General features: G+C 46.6%; 13 protein-coding genes. 6 read left to right on the forward strand and 7 right to left on the reverse strand.

Features of this window, described 5'->3' with window-relative positions:
- Together porZ and recO are read left to right on the forward strand one after the other, a co-directional pair.
- Complete coding sequence (gene porZ, locus H8S84_RS08205; RefSeq protein WP_187066847.1) at positions 1-2,331, forward strand: type IX secretion system anionic LPS delivery protein PorZ; 2,331 nt, start codon at positions 1-3, stop codon at positions 2,329-2,331.
- Complete coding sequence (gene recO / locus H8S84_RS08210; protein ID WP_187066848.1) at positions 2,332-3,045, forward strand: DNA repair protein RecO; 714 nt, start codon at positions 2,332-2,334, stop codon at positions 3,043-3,045.
- A 67-nt stretch (positions 3,046-3,112) separates the two neighbouring features.
- Here recO and H8S84_RS08215 read toward each other — a convergent pair whose 3' ends face one another.
- The 3 genes from H8S84_RS08215 to H8S84_RS08225 are packed head-to-tail and all read right to left on the reverse strand — an operon-like array spanning position 3,113 to position 5,676.
- Positions 3,113-3,649 carry an FKBP-type peptidyl-prolyl cis-trans isomerase gene (locus H8S84_RS08215; protein ID WP_230407112.1) on the reverse strand — a complete coding sequence of 179 codons (537 nt, stop codon included), beginning with the start codon at positions 3,647-3,649 and terminating at the stop codon, positions 3,113-3,115.
- A gap of 18 nt (positions 3,650-3,667) precedes the next feature.
- Positions 3,668-4,627, reverse strand: a complete 960-nt coding sequence (locus H8S84_RS08220; RefSeq protein WP_187066849.1) for an FKBP-type peptidyl-prolyl cis-trans isomerase — start codon at positions 4,625-4,627, stop codon at positions 3,668-3,670.
- Positions 4,628-4,647: 20 nt separating this feature from the next.
- Positions 4,648-5,676, reverse strand: coding sequence for a DHH family phosphoesterase (locus H8S84_RS08225; RefSeq protein WP_187066850.1), 1,029 nt, complete (start codon positions 5,674-5,676; stop codon positions 4,648-4,650).
- Positions 5,677-5,905: 229 nt separating this feature from the next.
- Here H8S84_RS08225 and H8S84_RS08230 point away from each other — a divergent pair, with 229 nt between their 5' ends.
- Positions 5,906-6,325, forward strand: coding sequence for a nucleoside-diphosphate kinase (locus H8S84_RS08230; RefSeq protein WP_187066851.1), 420 nt, complete (start codon positions 5,906-5,908; stop codon positions 6,323-6,325).
- Between the two features lie 141 nt (positions 6,326-6,466).
- Here the strand turns inward: H8S84_RS08230 and H8S84_RS08235 are convergent, their stop codons facing one another.
- A complete protein-coding gene (locus H8S84_RS08235; RefSeq protein WP_187066852.1) occupies positions 6,467-6,781 on the reverse strand; it encodes a LysM peptidoglycan-binding domain-containing protein in 315 nt (104 codons plus the stop codon).
- Positions 6,782-6,965: 184 nt separating this feature from the next.
- Here H8S84_RS08235 and H8S84_RS08240 point away from each other — a divergent pair, with 184 nt between their 5' ends.
- Entirely contained in the window at positions 6,966-7,385 is a 420-nt protein-coding gene (locus H8S84_RS08240; RefSeq protein ID WP_187066853.1) for a lipocalin family protein, read from the forward strand.
- A gap of 79 nt (positions 7,386-7,464) precedes the next feature.
- Here H8S84_RS08240 and H8S84_RS08245 read toward each other — a convergent pair whose 3' ends face one another.
- The 3 genes from H8S84_RS08245 to dxs all read right to left on the reverse strand — a co-directional run bounded on the left by H8S84_RS08245 (position 7,465) and on the right by dxs (position 11,801).
- A complete protein-coding gene (locus H8S84_RS08245; protein ID WP_187066854.1) occupies positions 7,465-8,640 on the reverse strand; it encodes an MFS transporter in 1,176 nt (391 codons plus the stop codon).
- A gap of 81 nt (positions 8,641-8,721) precedes the next feature.
- Positions 8,722-9,483 (reverse strand): alpha/beta fold hydrolase, encoded by a 762-nt coding sequence (locus H8S84_RS08250; protein WP_187066855.1) that lies wholly within the window; start codon positions 9,481-9,483, stop codon positions 8,722-8,724.
- 401 nt (positions 9,484-9,884) lie between these two features.
- Complete coding sequence (gene dxs, locus H8S84_RS08255) at positions 9,885-11,801, reverse strand: 1-deoxy-D-xylulose-5-phosphate synthase (RefSeq protein WP_187066856.1); 1,917 nt, start codon at positions 11,799-11,801, stop codon at positions 9,885-9,887.
- 386 nt (positions 11,802-12,187) lie between these two features.
- On the opposite strand from dxs, the gene H8S84_RS08260 reads away from it, so the two are divergent.
- Together H8S84_RS08260 and H8S84_RS08265 are read left to right on the forward strand one after the other, a co-directional pair.
- The gene (locus H8S84_RS08260; protein ID WP_187066857.1) at positions 12,188-12,958 is read left to right on the forward strand and encodes a segregation and condensation protein A; all 771 of its coding nucleotides are present in this window, start codon (positions 12,188-12,190) and stop codon (positions 12,956-12,958) included.
- A 78-nt stretch (positions 12,959-13,036) separates the two neighbouring features.
- The gene (locus tag H8S84_RS08265) at positions 13,037-14,113 is read left to right on the forward strand and encodes a lysylphosphatidylglycerol synthase transmembrane domain-containing protein (RefSeq protein ID WP_187066858.1); all 1,077 of its coding nucleotides are present in this window, start codon (positions 13,037-13,039) and stop codon (positions 14,111-14,113) included.
- Positions 14,114-14,132: the final 19 nt, after the last annotated feature.

Here is a 14,132-nt window from a genome sequence, read left to right on the forward strand (position 1 = left end):
ATGAGACAACGCAAGCAATATACAAAAACCTTTAAGCTGCTGCTAAGCCTGAGCGTGGTGCTGTGCTTCGTGCAAAGCTACGGACAAAGCAGTTTGCCTATCGGTAACTGGCGCTTGCATCTGCCTTACAATCAAAGCAAAGCCATTGCCGAGACAGCAGACAAAGTATACGTTGCTGCCGACAAAGGCCTTTTTTACTACGATAAGGAATTCAATACTACCCAGACCATGTCTAAAGTAGATGGACTGAGTGAGCAGCAAATTAGTACGATTGCCTATGATCAGGGCTCTAAAACGTTAGTTATAGCCTATCAGAACACGAACCTCGATCTTATTCAAAACAGTAAGATCATCAACATAAACGATGTTCTGCGGAAGGCAATCTCCGGAGATAAAAAGATCAACGATATCACCATCCATAATAAACTGGCCTTTATTTCGAGCTCGTTTGGAGTAGTGGTGCTGGATCTGGTAAAACACGAGGTAAAGGACAGCTATCGTAACCTGGGGCAAAATGGCGAGGCCGTAGGTGTAAGAGCCACGGCTATCTTGCGCGATAGTATCTATTTAACCACAGATGCTGGTGTGCTGGCATCCAGGTACAGCAACACAAACCTGCAGGACTTCCGCAACTGGACACGTTTAAACACAGGCTTGCCGGCCACGGGCACAGCCGCAGATAAGCTTGCTGTTTTTGATAATAAGCTATACTTAAGCCTGTCGTCAGGTGGAATGTATACGTTACAGAACGGAGTCTGGGCTTCCGCTGCGGTTAATGTGGGAGGTGTGGTATCGTCATTCAATGCTACAGCTAATTTTTTAAGTATAGCAACGCCTGCTGGAGTAACGGCCTTAGCCAAAGACGGTTCAGTTAAAAATTACACCCATCAACTCCTAAAAGATCCTAAAGAAGCAGAGATAAGTGCAGATGGTACGGTATGGGTGGCTGATATGCAGTCTGGCCTGGTAAAGCTGAATGCAGCTGGTACAGAGGCCACAGCCTTTATGCCAAACGGCCCTTACAGCTCCAACAGCTTTAAAGTTTATACTTACGGCGGCAAAGTGTATGTGCTTAGCGGGGGGTATGCTGCATCTTATCTACAGAGTGGTACCTGGAATGGTTTTTACGTTTATGACCAGGGCAGTTGGGAAAGCTTTAACCGGTACCTATACCCAGAGCCGTCATTTGCAAAGGGCTATGACTTGGTAGATGCCGTTTATAATCCTGTTACCGAAAAACTTTACCTGGCTAGTTATGGCAACGGTGTAATTGAGTGGACAGGACCTGAGAGCTCAAAGGTATATAATGGACTTAACAGCACCTTGTTAAGCGCTCAGCCATCTTATCCCGATAAAACAGATTGGGTGCGCATAACCAGTTTGGCAGTAGATACAGAAGGTAACTTGTGGGCTGTAAATCGCAATCAGTTTGTTGGTTTCCCGGGCTTGCACATGCTTAAGCCAGACAGCACCTGGAAGTCTTTTGTTCTGCCTAATGTGCCCGATGGAAGTAACCTGGACCAGATAGTAATTGATGATTTCGGGCAGAAATGGCTATCTGTGGCGCGAAGAAATAACCAGCGCAATGGTTTGGTTGTTTTTGATGATGAAAAGAACAGGGTTAGGCAGCTATCTGTAGGCAGTGGATTTGGAGGGTTGCCTAATGGTGAGGTTTTTAGCATGGCTAAAGACCTGAACGGTGATATTTGGGTAGGTACAGCCAATGGTGTGGGTGTATACTACAGCCCTTCGCAGGTTTTTTCGGAGCAGAATTATGATGCCCGCATACCCATTGTAGATCGCCGTCCGATGCTGGATGGACAGATAGTGCGTGCTATAGCTGTGGACGGAGCCAACCGGAAATGGATGGGTACCGATAATGGACTATGGTTGTTTAACCCGGAAGGTGATAAGCTGATCAGGCACTTTAACGCATCTAACAGCCCGCTGCCGTCTAATAAAATATTGTCGGTTGCAGTAGAGCATGCTAGCGGAGAGGTTTTTGTTGCCACAGACGCCGGGGTTGCCTCCTACAGGGCCGAGGCTACTGTTACTGAGGGAACACCTGAATGTGCTACTGTCTTTCCTAATCCTGTCCGTAAGGACTACACGGGTTTAATAGGTGTGTCTGGTCTACCCAATAATGCCGACATTCGAATTACTGACGTTGCCGGTACCTTAGTTTATAAAACCAGAGCAACCGGTGGCACACTTGCCTGGGATGCCCGTGACTATAATGGCAAACGCGTTAGAGCAGGGGTATACTTAATTATGAGCTCGAGCGACGACGGAAGCCAAACCTGTATCAGCAAAATAGCCGTACTGGATTAAATGCTAGTAAAAACAAGGGGCATTGTACTTAACCACATCAAGTACCGCGAGTCTTCTATCATAGCCAGAGTGTACACTGAGCAACTGGGACTACAGTCTTATATTGTGAACAGTGTGCGCAAAAAAGGCAGCGGCTCCCGTATTGCTTTGTTTCAGCCATTCACGCTGCTCGATATGGTGGTGTATACTGCACACAAAGGCGGCCTTACCCGCATTTCAGAATATAAAAGCGCCTACCCCTTTAGCAGCATTCCATTCGATATCCGGAAGAGCAGCATCGTGATGTTTTTGTCTGAGGTTGTTTCTAAAACTATTAAGGAAGAGGAGGAGAATCCGCAGCTGTTCAACTTTCTGTACCAAGCTATCATACTTTTTGATGAGCAACAGGAGCATTTCGAGAACTTTCACCTGGAGTTTTTACTGCAGCTAAGCCACCATCTTGGTTTCGGGCCAAGCTCGGGTGCAGACATCATAGAACAGGTGGCTTTTTCGAGTAATGCGCAAAGCGCTACATCGGCTCCAACAGTATTGGCTATACAGGTGCACGAGGAGTTGTTTAACGAACTGCTTCACCGGGCAGAGCAGGCACACATCCCTAACGGTAAAGTAAGGCGCGATCTGCTGTCTATACTTATCAGGTATTACCAATTGCATGTAGACAGGCTAGGGGAGATAAACTCTTTGGCTATACTTTCGGAAGTGTTGTCAGAGTAAGAGGTAAGCAAGTATAAAACAGAAAGGGCGCTATAATTTAGCGCCCTTTCTGTTTATGAAGTATAAACTACTTCGATCTCAGTACATCAACATTAAAAATGAGTACAGCACTTGGCGGCATTCCATTTTGTGGATAAGGACCGTATGCAAGATGCGAAGGAATGAACAAAAGTGCTTCCTCCCCAACTTTCATAAGCTGAAGACCTTCGTCCCAACCAGCAATAACTTGCTTTGATCCAACTGTCAAAGTAAGCGGCTGGGCTCTTTTCCAGGAGTTATCAAACTCAGCGCCGTTGGTAAACTTACCAATGTAATGCACCTCTACCAAGTTGCCAGCTTTAACCTCAGCACCTGTTCCAGGTTTAACATTAAGATAGTATAGCCCTGACTCAGTTCTAACTACTTTAGTTGTATCAATATTATTGTCGCGGAAGTACTTACGGATAACCTGCTCATCAATCTTCTTCTGCCCCTCTACATCAAACGTATAAGGGTCTACGTCGTCGCCGCAGGCGGAGAAAGATGCAGCCACCAGTACAAACAGGAACACCTTAAGCAGATTGCTGCTTTTGATTGCCCATTGGGTAAGGGTATGCATTTTCATAAAATAAGTATTAAAGGATTACTGCTTGTTTACTTTTACCAGCTCTATATCAAAACGAAGTATAGAGTTGGCTGGCATTTCTGGTCCGCGGTCCTGCTCGCCGTAAGCCAGCGGAGAAGGAACGATAAGGGTAGCCTTGCTGCCTTCTTTCAGTTTCTGGATAGCCTCATCCCAGCCACGGATAACCTGGCCCTGGCCCAGTGTGAATGTAAATGGCTCGCCACCTGTCATTGGGTTGTTGTACGACGACTCCATTTCTTTACCATCCAGCGAAGAAAGTTTGTAGTGCACAGAAACTTGGTCGCCGGCAGCTGCCTGAGGACCTTTGCCCGGAGTATTTACTTTGTAGTATACGCCAGATTCAGTTTTTTGCATGCCAGATAAGTTCTGCGTCTTTACATATTCCTGTATCTTCTGATCGTCTACTTTTATCTGCTTCTCAGCGCGAACCTGTGCCTCTTTCATCTGCTCCTCAAACATTTTCTGCTGGTCAGCAATGGCAGCGTCTCTTGACTGTATTTTATCAGCCTTGATAAAGAAAGTAAGGTCGGTGCCAGGCTTGATGAACGGAGGAAGTGGCTGGTTGAATGTTTTAGCGAAAAGCGAATCGGCGTTTACTTTGAATACACCGCTGTCACCTGCCGACATCATCATCAGAGCATGCTCCAAGCTGCCTTTAAATGTTGGCTCCATCACCGGGATCATGATCGGCTGGTTCTGCGTGCGAGAGTCAAAAAGCACAGAGTCAGCTGCATTTTTGTACATCATGTGCATAGTTACCACCTCGCCAACTTTAGCGCCAGTAGTGTCCTCAGGCGATACTTTGCCTTTGTTCTCATACTCGCCTTCGTCGTTCTTCTCGTAGATTTTATAGGTCAGGCCATCAGCCGTAGTATAAAACTCATCTTTTTTGTCGCAAGACTGCAACAAGAGTGCGCCGGCTATTACTGGCAGCAAAAATTTAGTTTTAGATAGCATTTGTTATAAGTTGAGATAAATTACAAGTTATTGTCTATAGCGCTCAGCAGCTGCTCTTTGTATTCTGGTAACAGGCTTTCGAATTTGGCAACAGTAGCCTCCAGTGTATCCAGAGACATGCCGCCAGCCGCATTTTTGTGGCCTCCACCGTTAAAGTGAGCACGTGCAAACTCATTAGCTGAGAAGCTACCCACCGAACGGAAAGACATTTTAACAGCCTGCGAACGATCTATGATCAGCGCGGCAAAAGCAATGCCTTCTATTGATAGCGCATAGTTCACCAGACCTTCAGTGTCTCCGGTTTTAGAGTCGTATGCTTTTAGCTCGTCTGCTGTAATTGAGATGTAAGCTGTTCTGAACTCCGGCAAAACCACCAGCTTGTCTTTTAAGGCATAACCTAGGAAGCGCAGGCGCAGTTCCGAAGAGCTATCATAAATAAGGCGGTGCACATCGGAGGTGCGTACGCCAATCTGCAGCAGGTCGGCAATAATAAGGTGCACGTTTTGCGAAGTGCTAGGGTGCCTGAAGGAGCCGGTGTCTGTCATGATGCCGGCATACAGCGCTTCACCAATGCCTGCGTCTATCAAATCCTTGTCACCCATTGCCTTGATCAGCTCATACACAATTTCGGCAGTAGCCGCGGCAGATGTGTTGGCATAATCTAAGTCGGCAAAGTTTTCGGGTTGCAGGTGGTGATCGACCAGTACCTTAGTGCCTTTGGCGCCTCGAATGTATTCGCCCATCTCGTTGATACGAGCCAGGTTGTTAAAGTCGAGGCAGAAGATAACCTGCGATTCAGAGATGATTCGCTGCACCAGGGCATCGTTTTTCTCGGAGTATACGATCACATCGTCGTTGCCCTCCATCCAGTTCAGGAACGAAGGATAATCAGAAGGTGTGATAACGGTAACACGGTGTCCTTTTTTCTTCAGGTAGCCCGCCAGTCCAAGCGAAGAGCCCAGCGCATCAGCGTCGGGTTTGTGGTGTGTGGTGATCATCACCTCTTTAGGCTCCTGCAGCAGCTCTTTCAGAGCGTTGATATTGTGCATACTATAGATTTAAATCCTCTGATTAGTAAGGATATAAGGCGCGAATTTCTGAATAAATTAGTTCTAAAGCAATTATATGGCCTTTGAAGCCATACTTTAACAAAATTTAAAACCGCAGCCCCCTGAAAAGAGTTAGCAAGTATATCTTAAAATCGTGCTCAATATTGGCCGAAATCACCTACTTTTGCAAACCAAAACCGAAAAATATAAACCAAACCATTAGATAAACATGGCCGGAAACATCACATTCACTATGATTAAGCCTGATGCGGTAGCAGACAACCACATTGGCGGCATTACTAAAATGATCGAGGAAGGCGGCTTCCGTATTGTGGCAATGAAAAAAACAAGATTGTCTGAGGAGCGTGCCGGTAAGTTTTACGAAGTGCACAAAGAGCGTCCTTTCTACAATGATCTTGTAAAGTACATGTCTAAAGGTCCTATTGTGGCCATGATTTTAGAGAAAGACAACGCAGTAGAAGATTTCCGTACGCTGATCGGTGCTACTAACCCTGAGCAGGCTGCAGAAGGCACAATCCGTAAGAAATATGCTAAGTCTATCGAGTCTAACGCTGTTCACGGCTCTGACTCTGATGAGAACGCACAGATCGAAGGCGATTTCTTTTTCTCTGCTGACGAGCGCTTCTAAGTACTAGAAGTATACTTATTGATCTTAAAGGCCTGTTGAACAATATGTTTTGCAGGCCTTTCTTATAAAACTGTAGTTAATAAAATAAATTAGCCGGCTCCTTTGCAGAAGCCGGCTAATTTATTTTCAACAAAAACAGTGCTAATCGCGTGGTATCACAAAACGCTGGCCCGGACGGATCAGGTCCGGGTTATCACCGATTTTATCTTTGTTGGCATTATATATTTTAGTCCAGGCGTTGGCATTGCCGTAGTGCTTTTTCGCGATTTTAGAAAGTGAGTCACCAGACTGCACAGTATATACATCCTGGTTCAGGCCCGGATCAGTAACTTTGTTCTTGTCGCTTTGGCTGAAAAAGTCATGTGGCTGGCCTTGCTGCCCTGGCGTTCCCGGGTATTTGGTAGGCTCTTTTGCCGGCTCTTCTTTTCCCTTCTTGAAAAAATCTCTCAATCCCATATCTCGATAATTTAAAGTCAAATTAAAAGCGGTGGTTATCAGTGCAATAACCACATACCTAAAATACGCCTAAATAAATACTAAGTTGTGATGTAGATAGTGCAACGGCATACACCGCAGGACCGTAAGTTAAGTCATTACCAAAAGCACGGTAAATAAACACATGAACATAAATGATAAAGCTATGAATACAAAAAAAATAGTATCGCGTACAGTATGGGCCAGATTTATGGCCATGATGCTGGTGGTTGTGCTGTGGAGCTGTGGTGGGAATGAAGAAGTTGGCTCAGAAAGTATGATATCAGGTGCTAACAGCAAAACCTGGAAGGCAGACAAAGAACTAAACGCGGCTGGCGATAAAGATAAACTGTCGGATGCTGAAAAGCAGGAAACCATGCAATTTTACGCTGACGGACGCTTTGCATTAGGCGGAGGCGGTGAATTGCAAACCGGCACCTGGAATTATGACCAGGCTGCAAAGCGCCTTAGCCTGCAGTTTGAAGGGCAGGACGTGACAGAAAATTTTGAGGTAACTACGCTAAAAGATGATAAGATGGTGCTGAAAGCATCGGATGGTTCTACTATGGAATTAGAGGCTGAATAGCAACTAAGTTTGCAGCCTGAAGTATAAGGATAAGTTTCGATTTTGAACGGCAGCCTGTGTAACAACAGGCTGCCGTTTTTTATGTGCGCACAAGCCTGCGAAGAGCTAGTAAGCCCAGGAGCGGGCCTATAGCTAACCACACAAAAGTATGCTCCGGAGAAAGCTGAATTAGCAGCCAGCCTGTAAACTGTATGCTTATAATGGTAATGGCAAAGCCTATACTTGTAACTACTGTTAGCGCTGTGCCAACTAGCTGTGGAGGGGCAGTTCTGGCAGACAAAGCAGAGAACTGAGGTGAGTCGCCGGCTACTACTATTCCCCAGATAATCATGAAGGGCACAATGAAAGCAGGCGCTGAAAGTATAAATACAGATAATACACAGCATAAACCCGAAAGCAGCAGTTGTACAAATGCCACCTTCGCACTTCCCCATACTTGTGACAGATAGCCACCGCCGATGCACCCGACAGCACCAGCCGCAATCACGGCAAAACTATACAGTGACACCTGGCCGCTTGGGAGGTTTGGCAAAGTATACATAAGTATAAAAGGAGTGAAAGCCCATAACGTATACAGCTCCCACATGTGGCCAAAGTAACCAAAAGCTGCAGCACGGAAGTCCGGCACTCGAAACACCTGAAACATATTGCGAACGTCGAATTTAGCGCCCTTGCTTAAGTATGGTCCGTCTGGCACAAGTATAAAAATCACCAGCCCTCCAATTGCGGCTAACATACTTACCCCAATAAGCATGGATTGCCAAGGCAGGGTAGCGCCCAAGCCTCGGAGCAAGTGCGGGAAAGCTGTACCCAATACTAACGCGCCTACTAAATAACCAATAGCTTTGCCTAGTTTGCCGCTGTACCAACTAGCGGCTATTTTCATGCCCACCGGGTAAATGCCTGCCAGCAAAAAGCCAGTAGCTGCGCGAAGTATAAGTACCCCGGTTGTACTTGTAGGTGTAATTACAATTATGGCATTGGCAGCGGCTCCCAGTACAGCGCATATCAAAAACAATAACCTGGGAGATACTCTGTCAGCGAGTGAAAGTATGGCAAAGCAGAGGGTGCCAAGTATAAATCCGAACTGCACCGCCGAAGTAAGCAGGCTGAGCGCGCCTTCCTGCAGATGCAGCGATGCTTGTAACTCTGGCAGCACTGCATTGCCCGCAAACCAGAGCGAGGTGCCCGCAAATTGCGAGAACACAATAGCAGGAAGTATACGCTTAGGAACAGCCGGGTTTGTCTCGCTCATAAAGCTAAAGAATAGAATAAGGGATTCTCCTCTTCAAAGGGGCTAGGGTGGTCAAAGGTATATTGGATACAAATAGATCGCTTAACCATAAATGGTCTCGGCAAATTTCTCGATAGCCTTGCGTGTTTCGTAGGTGCGCTCAAACATACCCATATGCCCTGTTTTACCCAGAAAATTGACCATGCTGTTGTTTGGCAGATGACATTGCTCCAGCGCCTTTTCCAGTGGCACGGCTCCGTCTTCTTTTCCAAAAATAAACAGCACCGGGCATTTGACTTTCTTTAGCACTTCTGTTCTGTCAGGCCTGTCGCGCATGGCAGCCAGACCTCCGGTTATACTTTCTTTGGGTGTGTTTTTACCAATCTCAACCATCATATTGATCTCATGGCGCAGCTTTTTGCGATTGTCGGCGAAGAACAAGGGCTCCACAAATGACTCCATAAATTTGTCTACCCCATGCTTCTCTACAAACTCGATGGTCTTGTTGCGGTTTTCTTTTTTCTCTTCGGTGTCGGGTAGGGCAGAGGAGTGGAAGAGGCAGAGGCCGTTAAGCATCTTTTCATACTTCTCGGCAAAGGCCATACTTACATATCCGCCCATTGAGTGGCCTACAAGTATACATTTTTTTACACCCAGTTCATCCAGCTGCTGCTTCACATACTCTGCCATACTTTCGATGCTGTAGTCGTGTATGTTTTGGGTGTTGTTTCCAAAGCCCGGCAAGTCTAAAAGTATGATCCTGAACTTCTGCTCAAGTGGTTTTGTGAACGCCTCCCATACTTTGGTGCTCTCGCAGAAGCCGTGCAGGAAAACAAGTGTGTCGGTGGGATGTGCTTTTATCATAGTCTTGGGAGTTAATTTCAAATATAAGAATGATCTGCGAAGTTGGCGATAAAGCTTTTCAGAGGTACGAGGTCCAACCACCCCTGGCCCCTCCTTATCCAAGGCGGGGAACTCTGCGACTACTTTAGCAAAGTATAAGTCTCATTGCTGCGCCTAACCCTCGGGCAGGTCACGACCTGCCCTACAAAATACATTTAAGGTACTTTAGTGATGGCGTATTAAACAGTAAGTAAAAATTCCCCGCCTTAGATAGGGTGGTTGGACTACAGGAACTGAAGAATAATCTTGTCTATCCTTTCATATTCTGCAAATTCTGATTTAGACAAAAAACAAAAAGCCCCATAAGTTTAGAACCTGCGGGGCTTATATCTTTTGTCTTATGTCAGGAGTTAAACCAGAAACTATACCTTAACCGGCACACCGATCATCTCACGCACGGTGCGTTCAATGTCTTCCGGGGCAAAGCCAGCTTCGCGGTGCAGTTCCAGCTGGGAGCCGTGCTCAAAAATTTTATCTGGAATACCTAGACGCTTTACCTGCGAAGTATAGCCGTTGTCTACCATAAACTCAAGTATGGCACTACCGAAACCACCTTGTAAGCAGCCGTCTTCTACGGTAATTACTTTGTCATACTTTGAGAAGATGTGGTGTAACAATTCTGCATCCAAAGGCTTGCAGTAGCGCATATCGTAGTGACCTGGGGTAATGCCGTCGTAAGTAAGCTTTTTGCAAACATCCACCGCATAATTACCAATGTGTCCGAAGGTAAGTATAGCTACTTCTTCGCCTTCCTGTATCGTACGGCCTTTGCCTACCTGCTGCAGTTCCAGTGGAGTTCTCCAGTTCGGCATAACGCCTTCGCCGCGTGGGTAACGGATCGTGAACGGACCCATGTCATCCTGAGAGGCTGTGTACATCATGTTGCGCAGTTCCTGCTCGTTCATAGGGGCAGCTACCACCATGTTCGGGATGCAGCGCATGTAAGCAATATCGTAAGCACCGTGATGTGTTGGTCCATCGGCACCGGCAAAGCCAGCTCTATCGAGGCAGAACACCACGTTCAGGTTTTGTAAGGCCACATCGTGCAGCACCTGGTCGTAACCACGCTGCATAAACGTGCTATAAATATTACAGAACGGCACTAAACCCTGCGTAGCTAAACCTGCAGAGAAGGTAACCGCATGTTGCTCGGCAATGCCCACGTCAAACGCGCGGTCTGGCATGGCCTTCATCATAATGTTAAGCGAGCAGCCTGATGGCATGGCAGGTGTTACACCCATCACTTTAGGGTTCTGCTCCGCAAGTTCCACCATTGTATGGCCGAAAACATCCTGGTACTTAGGAGGCTGTGGCTTTTCGTGGTGTGTTTTGTATATTTCGCCTGTAATTTTATCAAATAAGCCTGGTGCGTGCCACTTCGTCTGGTCTTTTTCGGCCAGAGCATAGCCTTTGCCTTTGGTTGTAAGCACGTGCAGTATCTTCGGACCCGGAATATGCTTCAGGTCCTCCATCACCGACACTAGGTGGTTCACATCATGGCCGTCAATTGGGCCAAAATAACGGAACTTCAATCCTTCGAAGAGGTTGCTCTGCTTTAAAATAGAAGCTTTGATGCCGCTTTCAATTTTAGAAGCAATCTGCTGTGCGTTCGGGCCAAACTTGCTGATCTTGCCCAGTACGTTCCAGATCTCGTCGCGCACTTTGTTATAAGTGCGGGAGGTGGTAATATCAGTTAAATATTCTTTTAAAGCGCCTACGTTCGGGTCGATGCTCATGCAGTTATCGTTGAGCACTACCAGCAGGTTGGCATTGGCTACACCAGCGTGATTAAGGGCTTCGAAAGCCATACCGCCTGTCATGGCACCGTCGCCGATAACGGCAATGTGCTGGCGGTTGTCTTCGCTTTTATACTTTGATGCCACAGCCATACCCAAAGCCGCCGAGATAGACGTGCTCGAGTGGCCTACGCCAAAAGTATCGTATTCGCTTTCTTTTCTTTTCGGGAAACCGGAGATGCCGCCATACTTGCGGTTTGTGTGGAAAACCTCACGACGGCCAGTTAAAATCTTGTGTCCATAAGCCTGATGGCCCACGTCCCATACCAACTGGTCGTAAGGTGTATTAAAAACGTAATGCAATGCCGTTGTAAGCTCCACCACGCCAAGGCTGGCTCCAAAATGGCCGCCATGTATCGAAACAACATCGATGATGTACTGCCTCAGCTCCTGTGTTACCTGTAGCAACTGCTCTGGTTTGAGCGCGCGCAGGTCGGCAGGCGTGTGAATGGAGGCAAGCAACTCTCCGGGTTTAATGATCATAGAATTGTCTTTATAGACCTCTAACAAAAATTTTCAGCTAAAGTTTACAAAGCAGAAATTGTACCTTTTTAGCGAACTCGTAAAGTTAATAAAATTAAGAATACAGGCACCTACTATCTTGCATTTAGAGAACGGAAAAACTGTCTGCTAAAGTATAGTGTAACTGCTATATAACCCGAATCTATAAACCTGATTATACTTGCCAACATCTGCCACCGGAAATAAAAACCAGTCGCATTCTCGGTTATACTTCCAACAGCTACAACTTGTTATGAACCAGCCTGCAAAGGTTTGGGTTGTGAGTAGGTGATATGGCGGTAATACGCCGGAAATGTTTATTTTTGTAACCGGCGCAGCTACAAGCGCATACTAAAAAGGCAGAATACGTGAGTTTCGAAATCAGATTACCCTTGTTTGAAGGTCCTTTTGACCTGTTGCTTTTCTTTATCGAGCGCGATGAGCTGGACATCCATGACATTCCGATCTTCCAGATCACGAATGAGTTTGTGGGATACATTCGCCAGCTGGAGAAGCTGAACATTGAGGTAGCCAGCGATTTTATACTTACGGCAGCCACCTTAATGCGCATCAAAGCTAAAATGCTGCTGCCCCGCACCGAGAAAGACGAAGAGGGCAACGAGATTGACCCCCGCCAGGAACTGGTGCAGCACCTGCTGGAGTATAAAAAGTATAAAACAGCCACGCCTATACTTTCGGAGATGGAAGATGTTCGCCTGGCCCAGGAGAACCGCGGTAACATACACGAAGAACTGCAGCAGATTGCCAACGCCAACCACTTTGAGTATGAGTTGCAGGACCTGAGCCTGTACAAGCTGATGCGTGTGTTCGAGAAAGTGATGGTGCGTTTTGAGGAAGAGCAGAACAGGCCGAAGCACACCATTATCCAGTACCCTTACACCATAGAAGAGCAGCGCGAAGTGATCATGAACATGGTAATGCAGCGCAAAAACGTAGCTTTCTCGCAGATCATCGCTGAGTTTCCGGACAAGATTGGTATGATCTTCAACTTCTTGGCTATACTTGACATGCTGCAGCTAAACCTGATCGATATTGAGGTAGGAGAGGGTTTCAACGACTTTATCATCATCAACACGGCAGACAAAGCCAACCAGGTAACACAACTGTTTGTAGAATAATCCGATTATACTTTTATTCACTAACTTGCAAAAGTTAGGCTGCTATAGGCCACAGGCAATAAAACCGTGCCTCCTTACATGGATCAGAACAAAAAGACAATACTTAAAAGCTTTAGCCCTGTTAAAATACTGATCCCGGTACTGCTGGGATTAGCGGCAACGGCGTGGCTTTTTATAAAGGACGACAAGGTAGGGGAGCTGAAAGGTATTGTAGAGGCCAATGTGTGGTGGCTGGCAGCTGCACTTGCAGTGCTTGTTGTTCGGGATCTGGGCTATATGTACCGCATCCGTTCGCTTACCGATAAATTCCTAACCTGGCGCAACAGCCTGGACGTGATCATGCTTTGGGAATTTGCCTCTGCCGTTACACCTTCCGTGGTAGGCGGTACTACAGTGGCTACCATCATTCTAAATAAAGAAGGTATTCCGCTGGGCAAGTCGCTGGCCTATGTTATGCTGACGGCAGTGCTCGATAACATGTTCTTTATTATGGCGGCCCCTATTGCACTCCTGCTAACGCAGGGCGAGGTGTTCCCAACCTTTAACCTAGACCCATCTGATATTGCCAAGCTAAAGTCTGCATTTTATATCAGTTACGGCCTTATTGCGCTGTATACGTTTATCATGATCTATGCGCTTTTTGTAAGGCCAAGAGCATTTAAATGGCTGCTGCTTAAAACTACTTCCCTGGGTTTTCTGCGTAAGTGGCGGGTTAACGCATTCCAGCATGGCAACGAGATTGTGTGGGCATCGGAGCAGCTAAAAGGCAAAGATTTTAACTACTGGGCAAGGGCCATTATCTCTACTATATTCGTGTGGAGCGCGCGCTACTTCCTGCTAAATTGTCTGATCGCCGCCTTTACAGACGTAACGCTCAGCGAACATGCCCTCATCATTTCCCGCAACCTCATCTTCTGGATTGTGATGCTAATTGCCATTACACCGGGTGGTGCCGGTATTGTGGAGATGGCTTTCCCAAGTTTCTTTGGCTTGTTCCTGGGCAGTTTCAGTAATATCGTAGTGGTGCTTTACCGCCTGATCACCTACTATCCATACCTGATCCTGGGTTCTATCTTTCTGCCAAAGTGGGTGGCCAAAGTGTTCGGCCGTCAGGCACAGGAGCAGGAAGAGTTTGCGCCAAGGTACAGAGGATAACAATTTTAATAGAGGCGCA

It is taken from the genome of Pontibacter cellulosilyticus, from assembly GCF_014306105.1.
GTDB lineage: Bacteria > Bacteroidota > Bacteroidia > Cytophagales > Hymenobacteraceae > Pontibacter > Pontibacter cellulosilyticus.

Bases quoted from the DNA above. Each gene is read 5' to 3' on its own strand.
- recO (WP_187066848.1), top strand. From the start codon at position 2,332: ATGCTAGTAAAAACAAGGGGCATTGTACTTAACCACATCAAGTACCGC.
- H8S84_RS08215 (WP_230407112.1), bottom strand. From the start codon at position 3,649: ATGAAAATGCATACCCTTACCCAATGGGCAATCAAAAGCAGCAATCTG.
- H8S84_RS08220 (WP_187066849.1), bottom strand. From the start codon at position 4,627: ATGCTATCTAAAACTAAATTTTTGCTGCCAGTAATAGCCGGCGCACTC.
- H8S84_RS08225 (WP_187066850.1), bottom strand. From the start codon at position 5,676: ATGCACAATATCAACGCTCTGAAAGAGCTGCTGCAGGAGCCTAAAGAG.
- H8S84_RS08250 (WP_187066855.1), bottom strand. From the start codon at position 9,483: ATGATAAAAGCACATCCCACCGACACACTTGTTTTCCTGCACGGCTTC.
- H8S84_RS08230 (WP_187066851.1), top strand. From the start codon at position 5,906: ATGGCCGGAAACATCACATTCACTATGATTAAGCCTGATGCGGTAGCA.
- H8S84_RS08240 (WP_187066853.1), top strand. From the start codon at position 6,966: ATGAATACAAAAAAAATAGTATCGCGTACAGTATGGGCCAGATTTATG.
- dxs (WP_187066856.1), bottom strand. From the start codon at position 11,801: ATGATCATTAAACCCGGAGAGTTGCTTGCCTCCATTCACACGCCTGCC.
- H8S84_RS08235 (WP_187066852.1), bottom strand. From the start codon at position 6,781: ATGGGATTGAGAGATTTTTTCAAGAAGGGAAAAGAAGAGCCGGCAAAA.
- porZ (WP_187066847.1), top strand. From the start codon at position 1: ATGAGACAACGCAAGCAATATACAAAAACCTTTAAGCTGCTGCTAAGC.
- H8S84_RS08245 (WP_187066854.1), bottom strand. From the start codon at position 8,640: ATGAGCGAGACAAACCCGGCTGTTCCTAAGCGTATACTTCCTGCTATT.
- H8S84_RS08265 (WP_187066858.1), top strand. From the start codon at position 13,037: ATGGATCAGAACAAAAAGACAATACTTAAAAGCTTTAGCCCTGTTAAA.